General features: G+C 58.0%; 18 protein-coding genes. 11 read left to right on the top strand and 7 right to left on the bottom strand.

Translation table 11 applies throughout. The features are described 5' to 3' along the window. Nucleotides 1-352 precede the first annotated feature (352 nt). Both BM317_RS17280 and BM317_RS17285 read left to right on the top strand, forming a co-directional pair. Complete coding sequence (locus tag BM317_RS17280; protein ID WP_092475383.1) at nt 353-793, top strand: CesT family type III secretion system chaperone; 441 nt, start codon at nt 353-355, stop codon at nt 791-793. A gap of 176 nt (nt 794-969) precedes the next feature. Continuing rightward, nucleotides 970-2838, top strand: coding sequence for a hypothetical protein (locus BM317_RS17285; protein WP_092164948.1), 1869 nt, complete (start codon nt 970-972; stop codon nt 2836-2838). Between the two features lie 172 nt (nt 2839-3010). Here BM317_RS17285 and BM317_RS17290 read toward each other — a convergent pair whose 3' ends face one another. Further along, nucleotides 3011-3475: a transketolase gene (locus BM317_RS17290; protein ID WP_092475385.1), complete on the bottom strand. Its 465-nt coding sequence runs from the start codon at nt 3473-3475 to the stop codon at nt 3011-3013. 194 nt (nt 3476-3669) lie between these two features. Next, nucleotides 3670-4236: a helix-turn-helix transcriptional regulator gene (locus BM317_RS17295; protein ID WP_092164950.1), complete on the bottom strand. Its 567-nt coding sequence runs from the start codon at nt 4234-4236 to the stop codon at nt 3670-3672. A gap of 580 nt (nt 4237-4816) precedes the next feature. Between BM317_RS17295 and BM317_RS17300 the strand changes: the two genes are divergently transcribed. The 5 genes from BM317_RS17300 (at nt 4817) to BM317_RS17320 (ending at nt 10063) form a co-directional block, all read left to right on the top strand. Further along, nucleotides 4817-6376: a GMC family oxidoreductase gene (locus BM317_RS17300; protein ID WP_092475387.1), complete on the top strand. Its 1560-nt coding sequence runs from the start codon at nt 4817-4819 to the stop codon at nt 6374-6376. Between the two features lie 119 nt (nt 6377-6495). Then, nucleotides 6496-6945, top strand: a complete 450-nt coding sequence (locus BM317_RS17305) for a DoxX family protein (RefSeq protein ID WP_218189402.1) — start codon at nt 6496-6498, stop codon at nt 6943-6945. 81 nt (nt 6946-7026) lie between these two features. Continuing rightward, entirely contained in the window at nt 7027-7284 is a 258-nt protein-coding gene (locus BM317_RS30880; RefSeq protein ID WP_092475389.1) for a hypothetical protein, read from the top strand. Further along, on the top strand, nt 7277-8644 hold the full coding sequence (locus tag BM317_RS17315; protein WP_092164956.1) for an anthrax toxin-like adenylyl cyclase domain-containing protein: 1368 nt from the start codon (nt 7277-7279) through the stop codon (nt 8642-8644). The genes BM317_RS30880 and BM317_RS17315 overlap by 8 nt, the downstream gene beginning before the upstream one ends. 453 nt (nt 8645-9097) lie before the next feature. Continuing rightward, nucleotides 9098-10063 carry a phosphoribosyltransferase gene (locus BM317_RS17320; protein WP_092475391.1) on the top strand — a complete coding sequence of 322 codons (966 nt, stop codon included), beginning with the start codon at nt 9098-9100 and terminating at the stop codon, nt 10061-10063. A gap of 209 nt (nt 10064-10272) precedes the next feature. Here BM317_RS17320 and BM317_RS17330 read toward each other — a convergent pair whose 3' ends face one another. Further along, on the bottom strand, nt 10273-11751 hold the full coding sequence (locus BM317_RS17330) for a hypothetical protein (RefSeq protein ID WP_092475396.1): 1479 nt from the start codon (nt 11749-11751) through the stop codon (nt 10273-10275). Nucleotides 11752-11945: 194 nt separating this feature from the next. Here BM317_RS17330 and BM317_RS17335 point away from each other — a divergent pair, with 194 nt between their 5' ends. Together BM317_RS17335 and BM317_RS17340 are read left to right on the top strand one after the other, a co-directional pair. Next, nucleotides 11946-14603 carry an excinuclease ABC subunit UvrA gene (locus BM317_RS17335; protein ID WP_092475398.1) on the top strand — a complete coding sequence of 886 codons (2658 nt, stop codon included), beginning with the start codon at nt 11946-11948 and terminating at the stop codon, nt 14601-14603. Between the two features lie 387 nt (nt 14604-14990). After that, the gene (locus tag BM317_RS17340) at nt 14991-15719 is read left to right on the top strand and encodes a helix-turn-helix transcriptional regulator (protein WP_092164966.1); all 729 of its coding nucleotides are present in this window, start codon (nt 14991-14993) and stop codon (nt 15717-15719) included. Between the two features lie 72 nt (nt 15720-15791). Here the strand turns inward: BM317_RS17340 and BM317_RS17345 are convergent, their stop codons facing one another. Continuing rightward, a complete protein-coding gene (locus tag BM317_RS17345) occupies nt 15792-16391 on the bottom strand; it encodes a LysE family translocator (protein WP_092164968.1) in 600 nt (199 codons plus the stop codon). 626 nt (nt 16392-17017) lie between these two features. Here BM317_RS17345 and BM317_RS17350 point away from each other — a divergent pair. Then, on the top strand, nt 17018-17791 hold the full coding sequence (locus BM317_RS17350) for an acyl-homoserine-lactone synthase (RefSeq protein ID WP_092475399.1): 774 nt from the start codon (nt 17018-17020) through the stop codon (nt 17789-17791). Between the two features lie 29 nt (nt 17792-17820). Next, nucleotides 17821-18687 (top strand): helix-turn-helix domain-containing protein, encoded by an 867-nt coding sequence (locus BM317_RS17355; protein ID WP_092164972.1) that lies wholly within the window; start codon nt 17821-17823, stop codon nt 18685-18687. A gap of 69 nt (nt 18688-18756) precedes the next feature. Here BM317_RS17355 and BM317_RS17360 read toward each other — a convergent pair whose 3' ends face one another. Genes BM317_RS17360 through BM317_RS17370 form a run of 3 tightly spaced genes read right to left on the bottom strand, consistent with a single transcriptional unit; the run spans nt 18757 to nt 24358 of the window. Further along, nucleotides 18757-21831, bottom strand: coding sequence for an efflux RND transporter permease subunit (locus BM317_RS17360; RefSeq protein WP_092164974.1), 3075 nt, complete (start codon nt 21829-21831; stop codon nt 18757-18759). Next, the gene (locus BM317_RS17365; RefSeq protein ID WP_256574160.1) at nt 21828-22880 is read right to left on the bottom strand and encodes an efflux RND transporter periplasmic adaptor subunit; all 1053 of its coding nucleotides are present in this window, start codon (nt 22878-22880) and stop codon (nt 21828-21830) included. Before BM317_RS17365 ends, BM317_RS17360 begins: the two co-directional genes overlap by 4 nt. 47 nt (nt 22881-22927) lie before the next feature. Beyond that, entirely contained in the window at nt 22928-24358 is a 1431-nt protein-coding gene (locus BM317_RS17370) for an efflux transporter outer membrane subunit (RefSeq protein ID WP_092164978.1), read from the bottom strand. Between the last annotated feature and the right edge of the window lie 252 nt (nt 24359-24610).

Genomic DNA, 24610 nt, shown 5'->3' on the forward strand with positions numbered 1-24610 from the left:
AAACAATTTGAATGACCACTTGGCACTATCGTACCGACCAGTTTTCTCTGGTCGCTGTCAGCGCTTCTTCTTGAAAGCCATTCAACAACTAGTGCTTTAGGGCGGCAGAGAATACCGCTCACCCAAATCCTGTCAATCGCCGGCGGTCACTTTAATGGCATTACTTCACAGTTCGGATACAACGCGGTTTGACCGGAGCCCTCGAGAAAGTTCGATAAACATTTTACGGCTTGGCGTTATTTTTTTAAAAAACATGGAACCTGCTCGACGGCATGCACCACTCAGTACTTGAGACAGTTCAACACAATAAAAAAACAACTGTTTCACCTTCAAACAGCTCAGAGAATAAAAAATGAGTAAAGAGCGCTACCACCGTTTGGTTACTGATATCTGTCAGCTCTGTCAAATCCCTGTGACTGCGGTTGACTTCGATCTGGTTCAGCTAAACGTGAAAGGCATTGCCTTCAATTTTGCCAACTTAGCCGATACCGTCATGATTCACGCAGACTTCGGTCCATTACCGGATCGACGCAGAGATGCCATCCTACTTCAGCTTATGAATGTCAATTTTCATTTATTCAACGGGGACCGTTCCTGTTGCTTTTCACACAACGACGACACCGGCCAAGTACAGTTCAGTTGCACAGTCGAGCTGACCCAGATCGGCGCACCTCAGTTCGTGCAGTTGCTGGGGCATATCGCTGAATATGCGCAATCATGGCAGCACTGCTACTTTCTCGATGAAGGCGCAAAACGCGATCCCTCGGCGCGCACGAATCTGGGGGGATTATGATAGGTCTGACGCTACCCGCAGGAAATTTTCCCTTCACCCCAACACAGTCCACACTTGGGACAAATATCCCCTTGACGCCCACTCGTGCTCGTGCGCCCGTCAACAACCCAGCCCCCCAAGCTCATCAGCCGCCACAACCTGGACAGCCGTCCCCCGCGCTAGCCAGGGAGGCCGCGTTGTTGGCACCCCGACTGGGGCGGTCCGGCTTTGACGTCGCGATAGCCAAGCAGCGCATGGTTCTGGAAGGTAAGTATTTACAGGAGCACCCTGGTACTCCTTACGCCGATATAAGTGACAAGCTATTTGCAAGAGCCAATGGAAAAGCGCCCGAATCCATGACTGGCCGCTTGCTGGTCGACGCCAAGGAGGCGCAACAGACGCTGATCCGCGAGTTGGAACAGCTGACGGAGGATCCACAACAACCACCGGACCTGGAGGCTTGCCGCAACGTGCTGACAGAGGCTGTGCGCGCGCAAACTGATTTACTTGGCGCACACGTCGCACTCTATGACCAGGTATTGACCGACCCACAGCTATCGGCCGCCGACCGACAACACATAGAACGTAGCGAAAACGCCTTCTCACTTCATGCCCAACAGACTGTGAACTCGATCCCGGGCGCTTTAAAAACAGCCTTGACCAAAGCAGACGCAACAGTCAGCGCGCTGAAGCAATTGAAACAACCGTCAGAGGACTGGGAAAGCATCAGCCAGATGCTCGGTGAATTGGTCGAGCACACATCAATCGATGGCGAGTTCAAAGATGCACTGGATAACGCCAAGCTTCCGGCCAGGCTTCAGCAGCTCCATCAACACAACGACGGCTGGGGAGCGACTGCCAAGGCGGTCGTCGCAGGCGCCGTGCCACAAATGCTCGCGTCGGGCCTGGCGTTCGGCTTCGCGCGGGCGGTCGTGGAGTCAGCGGTTCCCAACCTCAAGGCCCAGGCATTCGCCACCGCCCCCGTGATGGCGGCGGCACATGAGGTAGGGGTCAACCTGCTCAAACCCATGAGTCAAGAGATGCTGGGCGGGTGGGCGCTTAAGCCGGTGAAAGCGTCAGAGGTCATTCCAAACCCGAACCCCCGGGTTATTGTCGATGGCGAGCTCAAGCCCCTGCCCGCAGAACAAAAAGACGCCGCCATGCAGGAGGTTGAACAACTGCGCAGTCGCCATCTCAACGCCCAGCAAGCCAACAAGAATGGAACCGGCATTGGCGAGGCTGAAGCCTTCGGCGCGTTTGGCCTGGCACAAGGTATTCGCAAAGGCATAGGGCTAGCCAAGCCGCATATTCCAGTAGATCAATTTGGGCCGCGCACGCTGGCCTCCATGGCGGGCGGCCTGTTCATGGGAGGTGTGCAATCGGGTGCGCAGCTACGCAGCAGCGTTCCTGATCGGCGCGGGCGCGCGCTGCCGACCCACACCTTCAAGGACGTCGACAAACCTTTGGCGAATCGCTTGGCGAAAGCGGCTTCGGACGCGGTGCTGGCCAGCGATCCGAGCAATCCCGAGGTCCGTCAAAGCCTGTTCAGTAAAACCTACGGTTCACTCGTCGGGTTGGGCAGTGCAATGGCGGTCAGCTCAGCGGCGCGGGCCTTTGGCTCAGACACACCGGCGCAGCAGTTCGGCCAGGTACTCCTGGCTGCGTTGGGCTCGCCGGCGCTACTTATTCCGGCCTATGCAAGCTTTCAGGCGGGCGCGGAAACCGAGGCCCATCAGGCGGCGCTTGAAAAGGAGCATAAAACGCAAGAGTTGCCCGGGCCGGGCGCCCCCGCTCAAGTACCGGCGTCCAACTTCCCACGCACACAAACGGCAATGCAGAACATCCGGTTGCCCGACCGGGCCGATTTACCGCACGGGTCCATGCCGGGAACATGGGGCAGAGCTGCAGAAAATACCTACCATCGTGTCCGAGGGGGATTACAAGTCGCGTCCCAGGTTCCGACGGAGCTCACCGAGCTCGCCATCAAGCAAGTTGCCGCGCGCTTGGGTGAGGACTCTGATGACGTGGCGGCCCCACAACCACCAGGAGCTTCTTCGCAAAAGTGACGCGGCTCGATAGCCTCCGGATAACTGGACACTTCAGCCGGCAGACACATACCCCTGGCGCTGCCGGTTGAAGTTTTATTGACGCCCTGCTCATCTCCCACGGCGCCAGGCTGTCCACATCGATGGACGTGGTTCAGGAAGTGTTTCGAAGGTGCAGCGATGACGTCCTACGCTAGAGCGCGCATCGCTCTTGCAGCAGGCACCGGGCCAGGGTCCGAGCGGCCGACAGAATCCGCTCGACCTGCTGGTCCATTTCCACATTGGACAGCCCATCGAGACTCAGCTCAAGGACCCGCAGCTTGTGACCACAGACCGACCCCAGCCAAGCGAGGCTTGGGATCGCTTCGACTTCGACATCCAACAAAAAGCAATTTGGACACACAGGGCTTAGCAACTGCCTCGCCTGACCGTGAGAAGGCGTCCCCGATTGCGTCGGCTTCGCCCCTGACTGCAGCCAGTCGCGCATCAATTCCGCTGGACGATGGACCGCCAGATACGCAACCTGATCCCAATCGTCCAAGGCAATGTGCACCTGATCAATGATGTATTTGGGTAACGACGCACTGATGACAATAACTACCCCGACATCCGGCGAGGGCTCCTTGATCCAAGCTGCTGCTTGTGACATCACATCCATCGCACCCACTCCCATTAATCTGCACCTATTGCACTACCTGATCCCGGAGAGCAAACCTGCCGCTTGGCCGGATACCGATATTAAAAACCCGCTGCACCCAGCCGCACATCGGCGTCCATGATGCGTGACATTCAATATTACCCACCCGCTCATACGGCGCCAGGTGCCGTGGACGCCGCATATTCCGCTCTGAATCAGATCAACCCGAGGCTCAGTGCTTTGAGCGTGGCCGCTGCGCGTGTGGTGCATTGCAGCTTGCGGAACATGTTTTCAACGTGAGTGCGCACCGTACTCGGGCTGATTCCAAGCTGACGCGCTACTTCCTTGTTGCTGCCGCCCTTACTGATGCAGCGCAATATTTGTGCTTCACGCTCGGAGAGCGGGTTGCTGTTTGTTCTGGGTTGGGCCATGGCGCGAGTTCCTTCGGCGCTCAAGTCGGGTGGCCGCGGTGGCTGGCTGCGCAATGCCTCCAAAGTCAATGTTGCAACTCGCAGTCGATAGCGAATCAGCCCTGAATCGCTTTCGAAGCCGCGGATATAGCCGCGGCCATCGAGCCGATCATAAGACTGGACCAATCCCTGAGCCGCCCACGAACGTCCATCGTGCTGACCGCAGGCACCGACGGTCCAATGAGGCACCCTGGCTTTCTTTGCAAAACCGTCATCTGGAAGCACCCCGGGAATGAGCCAGATATGATGAGCCGCCATGGCGTGGCTCTCGGCATCGCTTGACAGGCAACTAAAACCGTTCAGGTCCATCATGCTCAGCTCCCGGTTTTATTATTCACGTTTTGTCGACAGGTCCGCTGCTTAAGCTTAAGTATATTTATCAGAAAGCGTGTTGCATATTTTCACGAAAACACGAAACAATATTTCTCTATCCATCATATAAACTATTTTTGTTTCATATAAATCGATCCAAACACAATAAAAGCAATAACTCGCTGACTCAGGAATTTTTCCGACCACGCGCAAGCACACCTGCCGAGACCGAAAATACGGTCATCCAGGCCGTTCAGAAGGGCCAATAACTTCGGTCCTCTTCTGCGCCCGGATCGAGGACGCAACGCACTTCCCTCGCAACGCTCGTCACCTCTGACGAGATTGAGTTTCACCTCCTGCTACCGAGCCGACGGAAAACATCCGTTGGAACCTTTTGCCCGCCTGCCGTCACTCATTGCCCAACAAACAAAACGGCAGTCGATTGACCCGTCATCGTGCCCGGCTTCATCCATCAATACCCTAGCGAGATTCACCGCATGTTCTCCCCTGCAATGATTTTGCCCCTCGATCGACGCTTGAATCTGGCGAGCGATACCACACCGGCCAAGGAACCTCGCTCATGCCTATGAATCCCGAGCTGAAAAAGCATCATTTCGATTTTATCGTCTGTGGCGCGGGAACCGCCGGCTCCGTCGTGGCCGGACGGCTGGCCGAGAATCCCGAGGTGCAGGTGTTGCTCATCGAGGCAGGAGGCAGCGATGACCACCCCCACGTGCTGGAACCGGGGAACTGGCCGCTGAACCTGGGCACCGAGCGCGACTGGAACTTCGTAGGTGCCGCGAACCCTCATCTCAACGACCGGAAAATCCCACTGAATATGGGCCGCGGCTTGGGTGGCGGATCCAGCGTCAATGTCATGTTGTGGGCTCGCGGCCACAAAAACGATTGGGAAGACTTCGCCGCACTCAGTGGCGACCCGGCGTGGAACTACACGTCGGTCCTGAAAATTTATCAACGCGTGGAAGACTATCGGGGCACCTGCGATCCGGTGCGTCGCGGCAAGGGCGGACCGGTTCATGTCGCGCCTGTGCGAGACGCCCAACCGATTGCCAACGCCATGATCAGTGCGGCTGCCGGCATGGGTATACCGGCTTTTGAAAATCCCAATGGCACCATGATGGAAGGCCGCGGAGGTGCGGCCTTGAACGATCTCATCGTCAAGGATGGCCGGCGCAACTCCATCTACCGCGCCTACGTCGCTCCACGCTGTGGTCAGCCCAACCTCACCGTTCTGACCGATACGCTTGTCAGCCGCGTGCTGTTCAGGGACCAACGCGCCATCGGCGTGCAAACCATAAAAGATGGGCAGACTGAGTGCTTTTACGCCGATCACGAAGTCATTCTTTCGTTGGGGGCGGTCAACACGCCCAAGGTCCTGATGCAATCAGGCGTGGGACCGGAGGAGGAACTGCAGCGCCATGGTATTCCCCTCGTCCAGCATCTCCCCGGCGTTGGCGCCAATCATCAGGACCACGTGTCCTTTGCCGTTATTTTCGAGTACGCGACACCTCAACCAGTGGGTTATGGCGGCTCGGAGGCCACGCTCTACTGGAGCAGCGAAAGCGCCTTGCATCTCCCCGACATGTTCCACTGCCAAGTTGAATTTCCAGTGCCCAGCGCAGAGACCGCCTCACTTGGCGTTCCCGCACATGGCTGGACTATGTTCGCTGGCCTTGCCCACCCGGAAAGTCGCGGCCGGGTCAAGCTCAGCGGCCCGAATGTGACCGATGCGCCGATCATTCAGCCCAACACGCTGTCGCATCCTACCGATCGGCGCAACGCGCTGGAAAACATTCGTTTTGTCCAGGAATTGGGCGCGCAGGCGCCCTTCAAGGGCTTGATCAAACATGAAAGCCTACCTGGAAAACTCAACACCCAATCGCTCGAACATTACGCTCGCAACGCTGCCGTTACTTACTGGCACCAATGCGGTACGGCAAAAATGGGTCAGGACGCGATGTCCGTGGTCGATAGTCAACTGCGCGTCTACGGAGTCCAGGGCCTGCGCATCGCCGATGCCTCCATCATGCCCCATGTCACGAGCGGCAATACCATGGCCCCGTGCGTCGTGATCGGCGAGCGGACCGTGGAGGCTATACGGTCCACTTACGAGTTTTGAGCGTCAGCAGGCGCCGGTGACTCTGCTCAAGCCAGCCACTCGCTAGGGCTGCTTCGAGCCGAATCCCGCGGGAGAACCGGGCCTCGCTTGAATTCAACACGGGTGCGTCAACCCATCCAATGAGTTTTACCACGGTCCTGATCATGATTTCAGATATACATAAAAAAACCAGCGCCGCGCGCTGGACGGGCAGAGTCCTGGGCGCTCTGGTGGTGTTGGCGTTACTTGCCGACGCCGGTGTGAATCTTTTCGCACCCCATGTCCTCGCAAAAAACATGGAGCTGACCGGATTCCCTGATCACCTCTCCTCTGTCATTGGCGGCATCATCCTGGTTTGCGCGGTGCTCTACGTGATTCCGAGAACCGCCGTATTGGGCGCGATACTGGTGACAGGGTTCCTGGGTGGTGCCATTTGCACCCATTTGCGCCTGGGGGAATTCGGCTCTGCTTCGCAGGTCATCAGTGCGCTATTGGGCATTGCGGCCTGGGCTTCGCTTTACCTGCGCAGCAATGCCGTCCGTTGCCTGCTGCCGTTGGTTGAAAGCAAAGGGCGGAAATCACGTTTCTGAGGGCCAGAGATCATGGACCCACGCGTGCGATTGCATTGACCCGCCGATCAAACAGCCGCGCAGGTCCAGTCATGAGCTCCTTTGGTTGGCCGCATCCAGCCAATTTTTGACGCGCTCTTTCGGGCGCGTTTTTTTTCGGTGCCATCGGCCGAGCGCCTGGCAAAGGAAGCAGGTACCGATTATGGAGGCGGCAAGCAGGTGATCATGGGTGCGTCAGGCGGTATTCCACTCGGTCGCCCTAACCTTCAGGAGCAAATTCCCGAGGTTTGCGGAACCCACATGCCTGAAATCGCCACCTATTCGAGAACTAAAATTATGGAAAGCAGATGGAATGAGTAGCTTAGGTCCGGTTCAATGGAGCCCAACATTCAGCTTTACCCCAGCAACAGCGCCTAAGGCTGAGCATGCCACGTCAGTTTCCGCCCGCCCGTTGACTGAGGTTGTTCGCGACGATATCGATAAAGTCAGCCAGCAAACAGGCATCTGTGGGAAGCACTTGCACCAGCTCCATGACATCGCTCGGAAGCATCGATGCATTATCGCTTTCCGCCCTGTTGATCCACACAACGCACAGCTGATCGAGATGGGCTATCCCACCAAGGGGCTGAATATAAAAGGGAAGAGTTCCATGGTCGGCCCGCTGTTCGGTTTTATTCCGGCAAATCAGCAGCTCAGTGGAAAAGGCAACACGACATCGGCCGAGACGGAAAAAGCGAATCTTCAAATCGAAGAGTGCGTGGCGAACGGCCATGCGGTTAAGGTGCCTTTGGAACTGCCAGCGGCACGTATGGATTACCTGAAGCAACATAATTTGATAAGACCGCTTGTTCCACCTGCGTTCGCAAGCACCAAGGAGGATGGTTCCGCGTTTAACTTCACTGCTGAGAAAACAGCAAACGGCACCTATCGAATAACCACGGACGGTCAGGCTGTTGAGGTGCTGGCACCGAAGGTTCAACCTCACGGCAGGCCTGCTCTTCCCTTCACCGCTGACTACGACTTGCTGTTTTTGATGCCGCAATGGGATGACGTCCCACAACAGAGTCAACGACGAGGCTCGGTAAAACCAGCCGCGCCAAACGAGCAGCCCGCTGATCTTGGCATTGCCCATATTCGATCGAAATATGAAAATATCGCCGCCAAAGATATGGCGGGGGCCGCCCCGACTGTTGATTATGTCACCCGCCTCGAGGAACGCGTCATTGACGACATCAACCACGCATTGCGCGGCGAGTTGAAAACACATCTGAATGTCGATGATCCATCAGACTGGAATCTGGTTCATCATGGCTCGGATGAAGGCAATCCAAGCACAGACATGCACAGGAACCTTCCAGCTACCGTCATTGCTCCGCAAGCACTGGGAGAATTTGGCGCCATTGCAGTCATACCTGACAAGGTCACGTTAAACGATTTCCTGAAGGAGGCGCGTGACGCTCACCCAAGCGATCATACAAGCTATGTGCTGGTCGGAAACAGGCGTTGGTTTGATGACGAATTAAAGACTAACGTCGCCAACCGCAGTCAAGAAATCATGCGCAAACTCAGTAGTCAGTCGTCTACCCTATCAACCCCTGACACTCGTCGCGGGAGTACAGCGTCCGGCCAAGACAGCCGGCGTGGCAGTCATATTTCCCAGTCTGATCTGGATTTATTGAAAGTGGTTGCCGAGCACCGGCGAATTCAGTCCGGCGGATAGACCGAGTAGATCCTCGCCGACTTATACGGTGCACATTTATCGGGCTGATGTGGGAACCGGCATAACACTATTGACCACTCATCTGATCGAACCAATTGCACAAGCGCATGAGGAGAAAAATCAAATGATATCGGGTGCAAGTAGTTCTTCTGTGCTCCTTGGTCGCTTGCGGCATGGGCAAGCCATCGAGTCTGCCAAGACTTCGGCTCAAACCGAGCACATCGCTAAACTTTCACCCGCGCATTCTTTCTGAAGAAGCACGACATTCCCTCGACGAGTTTCGCGAGCTGTCCTCCCGACGTTCCTTCGTGGCCGCCGACGGTGGTGAGCCAGTTGCCTTGTAACCACCCATAGTCCTGCGCAATGGCTCTGCAACACCATCAAGAACAACAGGCACCCGCCAACCGAGTCGCTTCATCACCGGATAGAACAGCGCCTGTCGAGCAATCGCCCTTGAATAAACCCGTACTGCCTGTCACATATGAGCAAATGGATCGCTGGGTCGCCTCGATACAACCGACGCTTCTGGAAGAAGCCTTCAGCAGCATCATTGGCATCTTGCGAGGCGGCGCCCCCTTGGCGTTGATGGTCTCGCATGCCACGGGCGTAGAACCGGCCTTTTTGCGTTATTACCGGGCGGATCGAAGCGTGATCTGGGACTCATCGGTCCCGCTCCCTCCACCGGGCAGCAAAGTGCTGCTCTGTGAGGACATCGCCGGCACCGGGCATACCCTGAAGGACTGCGTGGCGTTTTTGCAGCAGCGGGGTTTGAAGGTCAAGATCTTCACTGTCGGCTTCGACGATCTAAGCGGCATTCGCCCTGATTACGGGCTGGACGGGCGAGGATATTTCTTGCAGTTCCCTTGGGAGCGCCAAGCCGTTACCCGCGCTTATCGCGATCGCTGGAACGCCACAGGTGGCGGACGTACCGGCAGGATGGCCCATGATCATGATTACGACGTGTACGCCATCGACCTCGACGGAATACTGCTTCCAGATATCCCGCTCCAACGTTATGCGGCTGACTTGAGCGCGGCGCTTGACGAACGCGACCGCCTCGCGCCCTTCAAGCAGCTGCCGCCCCTCGAGCGGGTGAAGGCGATTATCACCGGGCGCCCGGAGATGGATCGCGTTCGTACTCAAGCCTGGCTAAGCCAACACGGCCATGGCGGGACACCGCTGGTCATGAGAGATACCCGCTCGTGCAACGACAGCCCAGAACAGGTTGCTCTCTACAAAGCCCGGGCATGCGTACAGTTGGGGTGCACGCACTTCGTTGAAAGCGACCCGACACAAGCAATCCTGATCGCGCAGCAAGCGCCTTTATTGCGGGTAATCTGGTGGCACGCCGGGTGCGGCCGGGGAAGATTGATCGGCGCGGCAGATTGGAAACACGGCGCGCCTGGGGCACAATCCTGAACGTGAAAATGGCGAACACGCCGCTGGTTATCACCGAGGACCGACAAGCCACCCACCATGGCGTGACCGATCCGCTGCTTCACGGCGATCGGGTCAGCCTGGCCCTGGCATCACCCTTCGTTTGCCGCCCGACAGCCCAACGTCGAAGAGGCGGCGGGATCTCCCTTGCCACAATTGCTCACTCGGGCACCAGGTTCGCTGATTAACGTTCAGCGCAAACCATAGGAATAAATCCCCAGGTCATTGTTGTCGAACCAGTTGCCCATGGCCCAGATCACCCGATCCTGCTCTGCTTGAAAACCGAGGATGCCCAGGTAACCGCCGATGGCGAGGCGCTGCCAGGAGCGGCCCCAATCCTGGGAATAGAACACCCCATCGGCGGAGATGTTCGCGTCCGACCACCAGTAGAGCCAGCGCGGTGGATGGTGATTGCTGGTGGTGTTGATCAGCAGGGTGTTTTGCCCCATCCAGAAGTTGCTGCCACGCACCTGACTATCCGAACCCAACGGCGCGAACACACTGGGCAGGTCGCTCAACGGCGTCCAGGTCAGCGCGGCGGTATCCAGTTCGGCGACCACATCTTGCCCGCGAGCCCCCTGGTCGATCAGTCCAATCACCCGCCCGGCATCGTTTCGTAGCAGCTTGCTCACGAACAGGTTGTCATGGCGCTGCTTGTCCACCACCTGCCAGTGCCCTCCCTGGGCCTGCAATCGGGCCCGTGTCGTGACATTGACCGCGATATTGTGGCTGACGCCATCGGGATGGCCACCCCAGAAGCGTTGGGACGCCCAGATAAAGGCAGTCTGTGCATTCAGTTGCAGGACATGGGTCTGGACTTCCCCATGTTCGCCTGCGTTCGTGCTCCAGTCAGTGATGTCAGGACGTTTGCCACGGGCGTATTCGGCGGACACCAGCAGCGACTCGGGCGCCATTATCGGCGAGCTGTTCGCACCGCGATCGGCCGAGTAAAAGACGCCGGTGGAAACGGCTGTCGGTTTTTCCTCATCGCTGTCTTCATCCGCCACGTCCGGTGGGCCCACGGCCCAGACTTCATTCGAGCCGTGGAAATAGGGAACCAGGTTCCAGGCCAACGAATCGGCCTCGGGAAACCAGCCCTTGGTCAACCACGTCCAGCGTCGGCCTTGATCATCACTGCGAAGGACCACGGTTTGATCGGGCTCATGGGTATTCGCCGTTTCAGGCCGACGCAGGCCCGTGAGCAGGAATACACTGCTCCCGTCGGGGCTCGTCACGAGACAAGCGGCGCCGCTGACATGGGCCACGAGCTGAAATTGCCCTTGGGCATCCAGGCGGGAAATGAAGGAAGTTTCCTTTTCGGCACGAGAGAACAATCGGGCAAATGTCTCGGGCTCCCCCGACTCTTCAGCCTCAGCGGGCTTGCCATAGACCACCGCATCCAGGTCCACGACATCAGCGGACGATTCAAGGGCCTGGGCCTCTTCCTCCAGGCGTCCCACCAGCCAAGTCCCCTGCGGAGTCACCGTCACGCCTGTGCAATACTGGGTCATCGCGCGCAAGCGGGTATCCTTTACGGCGCCCACTTGCTGCTGATCGGGGTTGTCGCCACCCCACTCCAGCTTGGCACTGGTGATCATCCACATGTACCACAGCGCCGCGCCGGCCAGCAGAGCGACAAACAGTCTAGAGAACAGTTTTGAACGAGGCATGGGGAGGTCCGTATCCGGGGGGAAACTGCGAAGCTTTTCTCATCTCTTTTGTCCGGAGTAAATTTTTATCGCACGAGAATGGACGAACCCGGTCGCATAATTGTCAACGCTGTGACCCAGGTTCCATTCTCTGCGTGACGCCGCTTCACCTGAAAGCCCCAACGCGTTAAGCAGACGCCCACAAGGAACGCCCAATGCCCGCAAGCTCCGGCCCCGCCACCGCCTCTCCATTGCCGCAAACCACCGGTTTCGTCCGGGTGCGTGGCGCCCGCGAACACAACCTCAAGAATGTCGACGTGGACATCCCTCGCGATGCCCTGGTGGTATTCACCGGTGTATCGGGTTCCGGCAAGTCGTCGCTGGCTTTCTCCACGCTCTATGCCGAAGCCCAGCGTCGTTACTTCGAATCCGTCGCGCCTTACGCGCGGCGCCTGATCGACCAGGTGGGCGTACCGGACGTGGACAGCATCGAGGGCCTGCCACCAGCAGTCGCCTTGCAGCAACAACGCGGCACCCCCAGTGCACGTTCATCCGTGGGCAGCGTCACCACCCTGTCGAGCCTGATTCGCATGCTTTACTCCCGCGCCGGCAGCTATCCGGCCGACCAACCCATGCTCTACGCCGAGGACTTCTCGCCCAACACGCCCCAGGGCGCCTGCCAGGAATGCCACGGCCTGGGCCGGGTCTATGAAGTGACCGAAGCCTCCATGGTGCCAGACCCATCGCTGACCATCCGCGAACGCGCCGTGGCTGCCTGGCCCATGGCTTGGCAAGGCCAGAACCTGCGGGACATCCTGGTGACCTTGGGGTATGACGTCGACATCCCGTGGCGCGACCTGCCGAAAAAGCAAAGGGACTGGATTCTCTTCACCGAAGAAACCCCTACCGTCCCCGTCTACGCCGGACTGACGCCGTCCCAGACCCGCACCGCCCTCAAGCGCAAGCTCGAACCCAGTTACCAAGGCACGTTCAGCGGCGCCCGACGCTATCTGCTGCACACCTTCATGCATTCCCAAAGTGCCCAGATGCGCAAACGCGTGGCGCAATACATGCGCGCCAGTCCATGCCCGGTGTGCGAGGGCAAACGCCTCAAACGCCAGGCGCTGACCGTGACCTTTGCCGGCCTGGACATCGCCGAGCTGTCGCACCTGCCGCTGCTCGAACTGGCCGAGGTGCTCAAGCAGGTCCTGGCGCCCGACTACCTTGCACAGGCCGAAGAAACGGGAGAAGTGCTCAGCCACCGACAAACCCGCGAGGCCCGTGAGCAACGCGCCGCCAGGGGCGACAATCCCCATGCGGGCGGTCCCGACGCCCGCCACACACCCAACCTCTCCCTGGAAAAACGCCTGGCTGCCCAACGCATCGCCGCCGAGTTGCTGGAACGGATCACCACCCTGATCGACCTGGGCCTCGGCTACCTCGCCCTGGAACGCAGCACGCCGACGCTTTCGTCCGGCGAATTGCAACGCCTGCGCCTGGCGACCCAGCTCAATTCCCAGTTGTTCGGTGTGATCTACGTGCTCGACGAACCCTCTGCGGGCCTGCACCCGGCCGACAGCGAAGCGCTGTTTGGCGCCCTGCAACGCCTCAAGACAGCGGGCAACTCCGTGTTTGTGGTCGAACATGACCTCGATACCATGCGCCGCGCCGACTGGCTCATCGACGTGGGCCCGGACGCTGGCGAACAAGGCGGCAAAGTCCTCTACAGCGGCCCGCCGGCAGGCCTTGGCCAGGTGCATGAATCACGCACCCGCGCCTACCTTTTTGGCGAAGAACACTCTGCGACACGCAGCCCACGAGTACCCAAGGATTGGCTGCGCCTGGAAGGCATCACCCGCAACAACCTCGATAACCTGAACGCGACCTTCCCATTGGGTTGCTTCACCGCCGTCACCGGCATCTCTGGCTCAGGCAAATCCAGCCTCGTCAGCCAGGCCCTGCTGGATCTGGTCGGCGCGCACCTGGGCCAGGCCAGCCCCAACGCCGAACCCGACGAGCAAAGCCTGGAAGACGAACCGGTGCAAACCAGTGCCGGGCGCATTGTTGCCGGGCTCGATGCGGTCAAGCGGCTGGTCCAGGTGGACCAGAAACCCATCGGCCGCACCCCGCGCTCCAACCTCGCCACTTACACCGGGTTGTTCGACCACGTGCGCAAACTGTTTGCCGCGACAGAGCAGGCGCAGGCACTGGGATTCGATGCCGGGCGGTTTTCCTTCAACGTCGCCAAGGGGCGTTGCGAAACCTGTGAAGGTGAAGGCTTCGTCAGCGTGGAGTTGTTGTTCATGCCCAGCGTGTACGCCCCCTGCCCCACCTGCCACGGCGCCCGCTACAACCCACAGACCCTGGAAGTTCGCTGGCAAGGCCTGGACATTTCCCAGGTGTTACAGCTGACCGTGAACCAGGCACTCGAGGTGTTTGCCGAACAAGCGGCGGCCAGGCGTTCGTTGCAAGTACTGCAAGATATCGGACTGGGCTACCTGCGCCTGGGCCAACCGGCCACGGAGCTGTCCGGCGGCGAAGCCCAGCGGATCAAGCTGGCGACGGAACTGCAGCGCAAGGCCCGGGGTGCAACCTTGTATGTGTTGGATGAGCCGACCAACGGGCTGCATCCCCAGGACGTGGATCGCTTGCTGGTGCAGTTGAATCGCCTGGTGGAGGAAGGTCATACGGTGATTGTCGTGGAACATGACATGCGGGTGGTGGCGCAGAGTGACTGGGTCATCGATATCGGCCCGGGGGCTGGAACCCAGGGCGGAAACGTGGTGGTTTGCGGGGCTCCGGAAACGGTGACGAAATGCCAGGAGAGTCGAACGGCAACCTTCCTGAAAAGGGCTTTGCACGGTGAAAAATAAAGGTTCTTAATGTTTCTCGCTGTTGCGAAAAAGCTGTCTATACTGTCCTCCAGTTAATCGTTTCAGTAGTCGTAATTAACTACAACCTCAGGGGTAAAGGGCTGAGGTTACACCGGCAAGGACGCAAAATGACATCATCTCAATTGAGAGAGCAGGCATTACACGGCGGCATGAGGGGTTATTATCGCGCCCTGAAGCGAACCCCGATGAACTGGAAAACCCCGCCCCATACTCCAGCCCCTTTCACAGCCCCGATAGCGGTCACCAAGCTGCGTGCGGGTGTGGCTGCCAACGCTATAAAACTTCCCTCCTCCGCTTGGCGAATATCAACGTGAAGCCTTTGCCACATACAGGTAGTCACATTAATATTTTTCGAGCGCACTCACTATGCTCAAGCCCATTTCAAGCCACCTGCTCAATTTAATTCAAGAGGTGGAGAATAATATCCCAGGAAAAAGCCACGAAGAGTACACCGAGATACTAGGCTGGATATTCTCGAAACTTGGGCTTGAAAAGTTTGCTTATGTTCACTTGGAGCCCATGTCCTTCGACCATTCAAAAGTCTCCATCCACAGCAACTATCCCGCCGAATGGGTGGACACCTACCGCAAGAACTCACTGCACAAATCAGACCCTGTGATGGCCAACACAGCCATTACTGCCATTCCTTTTTTCTGGGATGAAATCCCACAGGAAATCGACAACAATCCGGAAATATTCGATCAGTCCGCATCCTATGGCATCAAGCAAGGGTTCACTGTTCCGATTCATGAGCCCGGCAGATCGTTCGGCTCCGTTCACTTCTCTTCGGAAGAAAATGATCCCGATTTCCCAATCATTGTCCGGGAGAACATATTCATCATTCAAACGCTCAGTATCATCGCCAACCAGCACCGCCCGGTTGAGACCGTTGTAGAGAGCCCGCTCAAGCTATCACCCAGGGAAATTGAATTCCTGCGTTGGCTTGCGCTTGGCAAAAACTATAAGGAGATCGGTTTGATCATGAATATCACCGAACGGACAGTGAAATTTCATGCCAAGCAAATGACTGAAAAAATGGAGTGCACCAATGTCAAGCAAGCCATGTTCAAAGCGGCGCAGTTGAACCTCATCTAAAACGTTTTACGTTAACGCTTTCCTACTACCCCATTCCCACTCGATGCCCTCAACCTCAATACCAGGGCACACTCAGACGAAATTCACCTGGGATGCGATATTGAAAAGCATACCGCAGGCGAACAACCCAATCACCAACGAAATGGCTCGATTTAAAAATCGTCCCGATACAACTGCATGAAATTTTCGACCACAAAAAGCGCCCACTGCAATCCACACAAGCCCTACCGGAAAAATAATGGCTGTAAATAGCAGAATGAATGACAGCCAGTTATCCAGCGACAGGAATGTGCCCGCCGGCGCAACGAAGGAAACAAAAAACAACCCCTTGGGATTTGTCAGCGTTGCCACAAATAAATCCGGAACGGTAATACCCGTCGCCGCCCCAAGCGCATGGTCTTTAACCGAGAACCAAAGTTTCAAGGAAATATAAAACAAAAAACACACAGCAAAAATCTTGGTAGCGATCACCACCCACGAGTGATCGGTCATCAGCAAGTCAATGAACACTCCCCACATCGACATCTGAATAACGTATGCCAACCACTCGGCTGCGACGAAGCGCATCGAACGCGTGTTGAACCCTCTACTGATGCCAGCTTGCAACAACAATGAATTCGTCGGTCCCGGAACCAACAACACGGTCAACAACGTAAGCGCAATGTAATTCATAGCATCCATCCATATCAGAAGCCTGTACGGCTCATTTTCAGGGGCAGATCAATCCATCATCTTTCCACATGACTTCAAGCGCAGTGACATGAAGTCAACCATTCCAGTCATACGAGGTCATACGACTAACTCAAATAGAGCAATCACACTAGACCAACATCAATTTGCCACATACTAAACCTCACTCACCAACCGATATCCCTCGGATTCACATCCGATGAATCAACCCATGAAAGAAAGTCATCCTACCCATTGCTAGATGACCGTTTGCTTACAGAGGCTGGACTCTATCTGAGCGCGTCAATTTTTTGAACAGTCGAATATCAATCAGTTACGATGGGTATTTTTATAATCGTCAAAAAAACAATAAATCAAGCTTAGTTCGACTCATGTAAACCCACTCGACCAACACCTATTTGCCATCATGCCGCACCTATACTTTTTTGGATTCGCAGCGATACAAATCCACAACTAACGAGCTCACCAACAATTTATAAGTCGCGCACAAAATCGGGCCCACTAATTAGGCTGGACACTCTATAAACCAAAGACTGTACTTTAGGACAGTTGAAATACCTTAGTGCAAAGTTAACAGTAGCTTCACCTGCAGCCAAGAAGTCGTATCCATGAACTACTCCTCATGCACCTATGGATTTTCCGGCGTATCCACCAGCATCGCAAGCTACTCAAAAATCTCCCTTAACACCCTCGAACAAATACTGTCCATTCGCAAACTCGCTTTCATCGATCGAAAGAAGTGGGACATTGAAAGTTATCAAGGCAGCGATTATGAGTGGGATGAATACGACGACCCCGACGCGATCTACATCTACGCCCATGAAAATGACCGTGTCACCGGCTGTGTTCGACTACGCCCCTCCAGCAAACCCACGTTGATGAGCGGCCCCCTGAGCTTTATCCTTCCAACCGAGAAAACCAGACCGCACTTGGGTCACTGTTGGGAAGCCACAAGATTTGCACTTTCAGCCAACAATTTCCCTACTGGAAAACTCACCCGAGCCAATGTAGACATTCGCACAGCGGCACTTTTCCTGTCAATGATTAAGTTCGCCCAACAACAAAAATTTCACGCATATGAAATCGTCGTAGACACCCTGATGGAAAAAATCCTGAAACGTTCTGGCTGGCCAATTGAAAGACTCAATACGTCATTAGGATCGAAAGGAGAACACATAATTTACGGCACGTTGCCATGCACGCTTAAAACTTATAACGAGGTCCTCAGCAAGAATGCCATCAATAGAGAAACGGTACTAACCACGCCCCTCATGACACACCGCTCGTCAGACACACTCCATAAATCCCTGGATATTGCCCAGATACTCCCCGCACGAAATATTCCGGCAAAGATACCCAAGCATACTGAGCTGCAGCTTTAATCAAATAATTGGATGATTTTGGAGAAAGGATGAACCTACAACGATTATTCCCGCACGTTGGTAAAGTCATTGCCAGCACAGGCAGTCGCAATTTTCCGCGTATGCTCCACGACCTGATACTCACGGAAATACCCGTGGACGCAACACATATTACCGAACAACGGATCGGCACAAGTAATATGTCCGAACCCAGCACCTCTAGCATCGGTTGCGTCGGCCTGGACAATGCTTGCGTCGGTGCGCTCATGGACACGCACACCGCCAAGCCCTTTTTCCTCGCCGACGACATACTCTTTGAAGATGCGGCATCGCAGAAAATACCCAACTTTTCCCGCTGCCTGCTTAAATGCGAGCGCCCAGAAAAATCCCCGGGCCACAGTACGACTACACAATTACATCTGTCGACCCGAAAGAATGGTCGTCGTTATGTGCTGTCCATCTATCGATCGCCTCTTTCAAAGGGATTTACCGCACAAGAACATGCACTATTGAAAGATTTTTCCTGTCTTTTATTGCCCATGGTCGAGGAGCACGTGGCAGCCCTTGTTCCGCCGGAATCCACTCGGCAAGACCCTTTCCTGGCATTGGACGCTTCGGAAAACGGCGGCATGGAAGCACTGCGCCAAAGGTTCGCCGATCGATTGCTACTGTCGGGTTTGAGTCTATCTTCTCGCGAAACGGAAGTGTGCGTAGGTTTACTGGCCGGACGCACTGCCCCCGAACTTGCCGAACAACTGAACCTGAAGGTCAATACAGTTGAAAGTTATCTGAAGCGCGCGGCCATAAAGATGGGGATTGGTGGGCGTCGTTCGCTGATCCGCTGGATGCATTCGATGGATGCCACACCGGCTCACATGGAATGGAATGGCAATAGCCCGATCCAACAAGCCGTATAAACCTACCCCCAACGATTGCTCGTTCACTGACCGAATCGAGTATTTGTTGGGGGAATATTGTTTTCCCCCTCAAACCTCTTCTACCGCACCTTCCTCCCTGGGCGATCGAGTGCGACGCTTAAGCCATTCAAGCGCATCGTCCACGTAAGTGAAAATCACCGGTACCACCAGCAGGCTCAACAACGTCGACGTCAGCAAACCACCCATGACCACCACCGCCATCGGTTGCCTGAAACTCGGGTCCTCGCCCATTCCCATCGCCGTCGGCAACATCCCGGCCCCCATCGCAATGGTGGTCATCAGAATCGGGCGGGCACGCTTGTGGCAAGCATCCACCAACGCATCGTATCGATCCAAGCCATAGTCGCGGCGAGCCATGATGGCGTACTCCACCAACAGAATGGAGTTCTTGGTCACGATGCCCATCAACATCAGCAAACCGATGACCGATGACAGGGAAAAACTGAAGTTGCACACCAGCAAGGCCAACAACGCGCCACCTAGCGAGAGCGGCAAGGCCGAAAGAATCGTGGCCGGTTGCAAGAAGTCGTGGAACAACAACACCAGGACTGAATAGATACAAAACACGCCGATGGCCATGGCCAGGCCGAAGCTGGCGAACAACTCCGTCATCAGTTGCAATTCGCCCTGCTCCACCAGTTTCACTTCGGCTGGCAAGTTGCGCATCACCGGCAGTTGGCGGACCTCGGCCATGACCTCACCCAGGTTGCGACCGTTGAGCTCGATAGACAGGGTGACATTGCGCAGGCGGTCCAGTCGGCTGATTTGCGCCGGCCCGCTGCCCATGCTGATGTCGCCCAACGAGGCCAGGGCGACCTGGCCGTCTCGACCGGTTACCCGCAATTGGCTGATCGCCTGCAAGTCATCGCGCAATAGCGAATCCATGCGCACCCGCACGTCCACCTGGCGCTGGGATAAATTGATCTTGCCCAGTTGCGAGGAGTATTCGCCGTAAGTCGCCATGCGCAAAGTATCGGCGATGTCCTGGCTGGTGATACCCAATTCCGCTGCCCGGGCAAAATCCGGCCGCATCTGGATTTCCGGTCGTTGCAAGGCGCTGCTGGACGAGACATTGCCGATCCCGCGCAACTCACGCAACTGGGGTTCAAGGGCGCTTGCCGTGCGCTCCAGCAGATCGCCGTCATCGCTGGCAAGCACGATATTGAGCTTCTCTCCGCTGCCATCGCCGCCAACATTGATGCGTACTCCCGCAAGCGTGCGCAACACCTGGCGCATCTGCGCTTCGACCTCCACCTGCTTGCGATCGCGTACATTGCGAGGCGCCAGCTCCACCGTCAGGATCGCATCGCCGGCGCCAGTGATATCGCCAGGCCCGGCGCCCGAACTGCTGGCGGTCCCCACCGAGCTGAACACATGCGTGACGTCGGGGAGTTCGCGCAGCCGTTCGCTGGCCTGCAAGGCCATCGCGGTGGTGTGTTCCAGTGTCGTTCCTGGCGGCATCTCCAATGTTATCTTGCTGCGGCCGGTGTCCTGCGCTGGCAGGAAGCTGGTGGGCAGCAACGGGACCAGCGCCAGAGCCCCGACGAAGCACAGGCCGGCCAGGCCCATCGTCGTCTTGCGCCAAGTCAGGCTGGCATGGATCCAGCCCAGGTAGCGAGTCATCAACGGGCTGTCATGGTCGGCTTCATGCCTTGCCTTGAGGAAATAAGCCGCCATCATCGGCGTCAGCAGCCGCGCCACCAGCAGTGAAAACAGCAGCGCCGCCGACGCCGTCACGCCGAACTGGCGGAACAGCTTGCCGGCGATCCCCCCCATGAACGCCGTGGGCAGGAACACTGCGACCAGGGTGGCCGTCGTGGCGAGCACCGCCAGACCGATTTCATCCGCGGCCTCGGTGGCAGCCTGAAGCGGGGTTTTGCCCATGCGCAAGTGTCGCGCGATGTTCTCGATCTCGACGATGGCATCGTCCACCAGCACACCGATGACCAGCGCCAGGGCCAGCAGGGAGACGGCGTTGAGGGTGAACCCGGCCAGGTACATCACGCCAAAGGTGGGGATGATCGACAGCGGCAGTGCCGTGGCGACGATGAGCGTGGCGCGCCAGTCCCGCAGGAACCACCAGACCACCAGCACCGCCAACAGCATGCCTTCGTACAGCAAATTCATCGAATCGTGATAGTTGGCGAGCACGGCCTTGACCGTGTCACTGGCTTCAACGATCTGCACGTTGGGATGCTGTTTTTCAAACGCGATCATGGCCTTGCGTACGTCATTGGCGACGCCGACATCGGAGAACCCCAGGGAACGGGTGACCTGGAAACCGATCACGGGCCTGCCATCGCGAAACGCCCGGGTGCTGCGTTCGGCGTGGGTGTCGCGAATGTCGGCCAACTGCCCCAGGGCGAGCAGGCGACCGTCGCCGCTGGGAATGTCGATGGCACCGAGGGCCGCCGGATCGTCAATGGCACCCAGGGTCCGCATGGCTTGCTGGCCACTGCCCAGATTGCCCTGGCCACCGGAGTTGTCCTTTTGCATCGCCCGTAACTGGTTGGCGATGTCCGTGACGCGAATACCCAGGCCCGCCATCAGGGCCGGGTCGAGATTGACCTGGACTTCCCGGTCGACACCGCCCATGCGCGCGATCATTGCCACCCCGGGCACCGCCAGCAGCTGTTTGCTCAGCTCATTGTCGACGAACCACGACAACGCTTCTTCATCCAGGTTATCGGAGTCGATGACATAGGTGAGCAATGCCGAGGCGCTGGTGGTCAGCCGGGAAACCGAGGGTGTGTCCAGGCTCGCCGGCAACTGCGCCATGGCACTGTCGACCGCGTTACGCACTTCGTTGAGCGCCTCGTTGCCATCCTTGTCGATGTCAAAGCTGATGCTGATGTTGACGGCACCATCGGTGATGGTCGTCGTCACGTGCTTGAGCAGGCGCAGGGACGTCAGCTTGTCCTCGATCTTGCGCGCCACTTCCGTTTCCAGTTGCTCCGGGGCCGCGCCCTCCAGCGAGGCGCTGATCACCACCACTGGCAGGTCCATGTCCGGAAAATCCTGGATGGCGAGTTTCTCGAAACCCGACAGCCCAAAGAGCGTCAGCAGAATGAACAGCATGACGGCCGGGACCGGATGGCGGATCGACAGGGCTGAAATGTTCATGGCTGGGCGACCTGGGATTGAACGAGGGTCACACTCGCGCCATCGTTGAGAAACGCACCGCCAGCACGCACGATTCGGGCAGGCTCATCGAGGCCGCTGAGAATCTCCACGGCCTGATGCAAGCGTCGGCCGACCACCACCGGTCGCTGGACCACGCGCATGTCATCATTGAGCGTGAACACATAGGAACGCCCGTCCCGCAGGATGACGGCAGTGTCTGGCACCGTGACGGCCTCGCGGGGCGCCAGCTCGATCTGGCCGCTGGCATACATACCGGCCTGGGCGGCGCTGTCGGTGGGCAGGGAGACATACACCAATCCCCGGCTGGTCTTGGTATTCAACGTGGGCGATACCAGCCGCACGCGCCCTTCCAGGCTCTGGCCATCGGGCAACGTCATGCGGGCGACCTGGCCAGGCTGAACCTGGGCCAGTTGGCGGGCATCCAGCTCGGCCTGCCATTCGATGCGGCCGTCGCGCACCATGCGAAACAGCTCGTCGCCGGCGGAGAGCACCTTGCCAAGCAGTGCCGTGCGCGCCGAAATGATGCCATCGTCCACGGCGAGGATGCGGGTCTGTCCGAGCCTGATCCGCGTGCTCTGCAATTCGGCGCGGGCGCCGGCGAGGTCAGCCTCGGCGAGCGCGACCTTGATCCGGTAGTCTTCACGTTGTTGCTCCGACAAGGCCCCGCCTTGCCCGACGACCCGGGCCCGACGATCATTGGAACGGGCCTGCTCCAGGTTGGCGCCGGCCTGGTCGACGAGCGCCTTCTGCTTGTTCTCTTCGGCAACCACCGTTTCGCTGGCCAGCGTGGCCAGTAATTGGCCTTTCTTCACCCGGCTGCCCACATCGGCCTCGATGCTGGCGATGCGCAGGTTGCTGGTCTCGGCATTGATGACCGCTTCCTGCCAGGGAGCGAGCGCGCCATTGGCAAACAGTAACTGTGGCCAGACCTGGCGTTGCGCCTGGACAACTTCCACGCTCAAGCTGCTGACCCGGGGGGCGGCCTCCACCGGTTCAGCGCCCCGGCGAAAATAGATCAACGCCACCACGATCGCGCACACCGCGATCGCCAACGCGAACTTGCCTGATCGCGACCTCACGCGCCGTCCCCGCCCGATGCTCGACTTCGCGCCAGGGGCTGACCGGCTTGCCAGCCGCCCCCCAGTGCCTTGTACAGGGCGATCCAGTAGCGCACTTGATTCTGCTGCAAGGTGATCAATTCAATCTCGGCTGTCAGCGCCTGGCGGCGTGCGGTTTCCCGGTCCAGCAGGCTGACATTGCCGGCCTGCCAACTGCGGTCGATGGCCTCGAAAGACTCCCGGAAACCTGCGGTCGAACGCTCCACATCCGACTCCCGGCGCCGTGCCGCATCGAGACGCACCAGGGCCTGCTCCACTTCCATTACACCGGTGCGCAGCGTTTGGCGATAGACCGCCAGGGCCGCGTCATACGAGGCCTTGGCACCCTTCTCCGCCGCGCGACGCTTGCCGCCGTCGAACAGCGGAATCGACAGCACCGGGCCCAGCGACCAGGAACGGTTGCGCTGGCCCACCATGGTTCCCACGGAAATCGTCCCGGAAAGACTCAGACTCGGCAGGCGATCAGCCTGAGCCACGCCGATCTCGGCATTCGCCGCTGCCAGTTCGCGCTCGCCGGAGGCGATGTCCGGGCGCTGGCGCAACAAGTCGGCCGGAACCTGCTGCACGTTGAGTTCTGCCGGCTTGGGCAGTTGCGCTGGCGTGTGGCCCAGCACGTCCAGCAGTCGCCCTTCATCACTGCCTGTCAGTGCCACCAGGCTCTTGAGCAGCACCTGGCATTCACTCTGCTGCTGGACCAGGGCCGCGGCGCTGCTGGCGGCACTGGCATCGGCCAGCGCAGCGTCGGCGGAGGACGTGAAGCCCGCCCCGAACGACTGGCGCGTCATGCGCGCGGTGTCTTGTTGTGACTGGGCCTGGTCACGGTAGGCCAATACCAACTTCTGGCAGCCACGGTATTGCACGTAGTAATCACCCACCTGGGCCGCCAGGGAAACCCTCGCGTCATGCCAGTCATCCACCCGTGCTTCGACGCGGGAGTTGGCCGCTTCATTGTTGCGGCGCAACTTGCCGAACAGATCGAGTTCCCAGGCGGCATCCATCGTTGCAGAGGAGCCTGAGCCCCCCAGGCGCTGCGAACCGGTCTGCTGCCCACCTCGGCCACCGGACAGCCTACCGTCGAACTTGGGCAAGGCATCGGCGGCGTCACTGTCAGCGGTCGCACGGGCCAGCGAGATATTCGCCCAGGCCTGGTCCATGGACGGGCTATCGGCTTCGGCCAGGCGCAACAGCTCGGCCAATGCCGGGTCATCGAATTGTCGCCACCAGTCGGCCAACGCGGCCACGGACGCGCCATGGGGCACCGGCGCCTGCCACTTGGCGGCGATCGGGACGTCCGGCACCCGATAGTCGGGGCCCAATACGCAGCCACTCAAGGCCACCGCACACAGTGTCACCAGCAATATGCTCTCTGGAGGCTTGAAGACATGCATAGGGTTCTCTAGGGGTGTCAAAGGTGAAAACAGCAAGGCACCCGGCACCGGCACAACTCAGGGAGATGGCGGATTATTAACGATGGCTTGATGAGGCTCGTATGGCCGTTATTTAACCTTGTGCCCGTTCCGATGTCTGGCGTGGAAATTGGGGACAGGTACCGGCAGGAAAACTCGCGATAAAGACGGAGGCCTGTTGAAATGAGCCCGACCTGCCCAGTAATGGCTGCACTTGCTGTCGAGCATGAATGG

Source organism: Pseudomonas sp. NFACC24-1, from assembly GCF_900115235.1.
GTDB lineage: Bacteria > Pseudomonadota > Gammaproteobacteria > Pseudomonadales > Pseudomonadaceae > Aquipseudomonas > Aquipseudomonas fluorescens_AA.